2 tRNA genes and 1 rRNA gene are annotated in these 3,450 nt (G+C 53.0%); all 3 read left to right on the top strand.

The features are described from left to right. Positions 1–23: 23 nt before the first annotated feature. The 3 genes from ACOZHM_RS20660 to ACOZHM_RS20650 all read left to right on the top strand — a co-directional run bounded on the left by ACOZHM_RS20660 (position 24) and on the right by ACOZHM_RS20650 (position 3,332). Positions 24–99 (top strand) — tRNA-Ala (locus tag ACOZHM_RS20660). A 48-nt stretch (positions 100–147) separates the two neighbouring features. Beyond that, positions 148–224: transfer RNA gene (locus ACOZHM_RS20655), tRNA-Ile, on the top strand. 229 nt (positions 225–453) lie between these two features. Continuing rightward, a 23S ribosomal RNA gene (locus ACOZHM_RS20650) occupies positions 454–3,332 on the top strand. The last annotated feature ends 118 nt before the right edge of the window (positions 3,333–3,450 follow it).

Raw genomic sequence — 3,450 nt, 5'->3', positions numbered from 1 at the left:
CTGGTGTGAGAAGTCCCGTATATGGGGCCTTAGCTCAGCTGGGAGAGCACCTGCTTTGCAAGCAGGGGGTCGTCGGTTCGATCCCGACAGGCTCCACCACACGTTGCGCCTTTATCAGCGCAAACGGCAATGAGCTGAACGGACATTGGGTCTGTAGCTCAGGTGGTTAGAGCGCACCCCTGATAAGGGTGAGGTCGGTAGTTCGAGTCTACCCAGACCCACCAACTCTGAATGATCAGCGCATACAAAGAATTTATTATGGATCGGCATTGTGGCCGGTACATGTTCTTTTAAAACTTGTGACGTAGCGAGCGTTTGAGATTCTATCTTGACGTGTCGTGAGGCTAAGGCGGAAGACTTAAATGTCTTCTTATTAATTGAGTCGTTATATTTCGTATCTGGGCTTTGTACCCCCAGGTCATATATATAACCCAAGGCAACTTGCGGTTATATGGTCAAGCGAATAAGCGCACACGGTGGATGCCTTGGCGGTCAGAGGCGATGAAGGACGTGGCAGCCTGCGAAAAGTATCGGGGAGCTGGCAACAAGCTTTGATCCGGTAATGTCCGAATGGGGAAACCCACCCGCTTGCGGGTATCCTGCAGTGAATACATAGCTGCTGGAAGCGAACCTGGTGAACTGAAATATCTAAGTAACCAGAGGAAAAGAAATCAACCGAGATTCCCTGAGTAGCGACGAGCGAACGGGGACTAGCCCTTAAGCTGGAATGGTTCTAGAAAAACAGCCTGGAACGGCTGGCCATAGAAGGTGATAGCCCTGTATTTAAAAGGGCCACTCCAGTGAAGACGAGTAGGGCGGGGCACGTGAAACCCTGTCTGAACATGGGGGGACCATCCTCCAAGGCTAAATACTACTGACCGACCGATAGTGAACCAGTACCGTGAGGGAAAGGCGAAAAGAACCCCGGAGAGGGGAGTGAAATAGATCCTGAAACCGTGTGCGTACAAGCAGTAGGAGCTCGAAAGAGTGACTGCGTACCTTTTGTATAATGGGTCAGCGACTTACTGTTCGTGGCAAGCTTAACCGTATAGGGGAGGCGAAGGGAAACCGAGTCTGATAAGGGCGCATAGTCGCGGGCAGTAGACCCGAAACCGGGTGATCTAGTCATGGCCAGGGTGAAGGTGCCGTAACAGGTACTGGAGGCCCGAACCCACGTCTGTTGCAAAAGACGGGGATGAGCTGTGATTAGGAGTGAAAAGCTAATCGAACCCGGAGATAGCTGGTTCTCCTCGAAAGCTATTTAGGTAGCGCCTCATATGTATCCTCTCGGGGGTAGAGCACTGTTATGGCTAGGGGGTCATCGCGACTTACCAAACCATTGCAAACTCCGAATACCGAGACGGACTGTATGGGAGACACACGGCGGGTGCTAACGTCCGTCGTGAAAAGGGAAACAACCCAGACCCACAGCTAAGGTCCCAAATTCACTGCTAAGTGGAAAACCATGTGGAAAGGCACAGACAGCCAGGAGGTTGGCTTAGAAGCAGCCACCCTTTAAAGAAAGCGTAATAGCTCACTGGTCGAGTCGGTCTGCGGGGAAGATTTAACGGGGCTAAGCAGTGAACCGAAGCTTGGGGTGTGCATATTTATATGTACGCGGTAGAGGAGCGTTCCGTAAGCCGTTGAAGGTGGATTGAGAAGTCTGCTGGAGGTATCGGAAGTGCGAATGCTGACATGAGTAACGATAATGCGGGTGAAAAACCCGCACGCCGAAAGCCCAAGGTTTCCTTGCGCAACGTTAATCGGCGCAGGGTGAGTCGGCCCCTAAGGCGAGGACGAAAGTCGTAGTCGATGGGAAGCAGGTTAATATTCCTGCACCTCGCGTAAGTGCGATGGAGGGACGGAGAAGGTTAGGTGTACCCGGCGTTGGTTGTCCGGGGGAAAGGCGGTAGGTTTGGATCTTTGGCAAATCCGGGATCCTTTAAGACCGAGCACCGAGACGAGTCTTTAAGACAAAGTCACTGATACCACGCTTCCAGGAAAAGCTCCTAAGCTTCAGCTTACGCAGACCGTACCGTAAACCGACACAGGTGGGTAGGATGAGAATTCTCAGGCGCTTGAGAGAACTCGGGTGAAGGAACTAGGCAACATGGCACCGTAACTTCGGGAGAAGGTGCGCCCTTTTTGGTGGCTCATGCGAGCTATAGCTGAAGAGGGCCGCAGAAACCAGGCCGCTGCGACTGTTTATCAAAAACACAGCACTCTGCAAACACGAAAGTGGACGTATAGGGTGTGACGCCTGCCCGGTGCTGGAAGGTTAATTGATGGGGTCAGCCGCAAGGCGAAGCTCTTGATCGAAGCCCCAGTAAACGGCGGCCGTAACTATAACGGTCCTAAGGTAGCGAAATTCCTTGTCGGGTAAGTTCCGACCTGCACGAATGGCGTAACGACAGCGGCGCTGTCTCCACCCGAGACTCAGTGAAATTGAAATCGCTGTGAAGATGCAGCGTTCCCGTGGCAAGACGGAAAGACCCCGTGAACCTTTACTATAGCTTTACACTGAACGTTGAGTTCGTCTGTGTAGGATAGGTGGGAGGCTATGAAACCATGGCGCTAGCTGTGGTGGAGCCATCCTTGAAATACCACCCTGTCGTGCTTGACGTTCTAACCTGGGCCCATTATCTGGGTCGGGGACCGTGTATGGTGGGTAGTTTGACTGGGGCGGTCTCCTCCTAAAGAGTAACGGAGGAGCTCGAAGGTACGCTCAGCGCGGTCGGACATCGCGCACTGTGTGCAAAGGCATAAGCGTGCTTGACTGCAAGATCGACGGATCAAGCAGGTAGGAAACTAGGACTTAGTGATCCGGTGGTTCTGTATGGAAGGGCCATCGCTCAACGGATAAAAGGTACTCCGGGGATAACAGGCTGATACCGCCCAAGAGTTCATATCGACGGCGGTGTTTGGCACCTCGATGTCGGCTCATCACATCCTGGGGCTGTAGTCGGTCCCAAGGGTATGGCTGTTCGCCATTTAAAGTGGTACGCGAGCTGGGTTCAGAACGTCGTGAGACAGTTCGGTCCCTATCTGCCATGGGCGTTGGAGATTTGAGAGGGGCTGCTCCTAGTACGAGAGGACCGGAGTGGACGAACCTCTGGTGTTCCGGTTGTCACGCCAGTGGCATTGCCGGGTAGCTATGTTCGGAAGCGATAACCGCTGAAAGCATCTAAGCGGGAAGCGCGCCTCAAGATGAGATCTCCCGGGGCACAAGCCCCCTGAAGGAACCATATAGACTATGTGGTTGATAGGTCAGGTGTGTAAGTACAGCAATGTATTGAGCTAACTGATACTAATGATCCGTGTGGCTTGACCATATAACCTCAAGTTGCCTTGGCCGACATGACATGTCGATAGATCCCAAGTGCACGCTACGTCACAAGACCAAACGAGAGGCAGGCGCTCAGGCGCGTCTCTTTGTAAAGCCGGCACACA

Source organism: Stenotrophomonas sp. PD6 (assembly GCF_049199305.1).
Taxonomy (GTDB): domain Bacteria; phylum Pseudomonadota; class Gammaproteobacteria; order Xanthomonadales; family Xanthomonadaceae; genus Stenotrophomonas.
The sequence above is the reverse complement of the archived record's forward strand: the minus strand, read 5'-3'. Positions and strand labels throughout refer to the sequence as shown.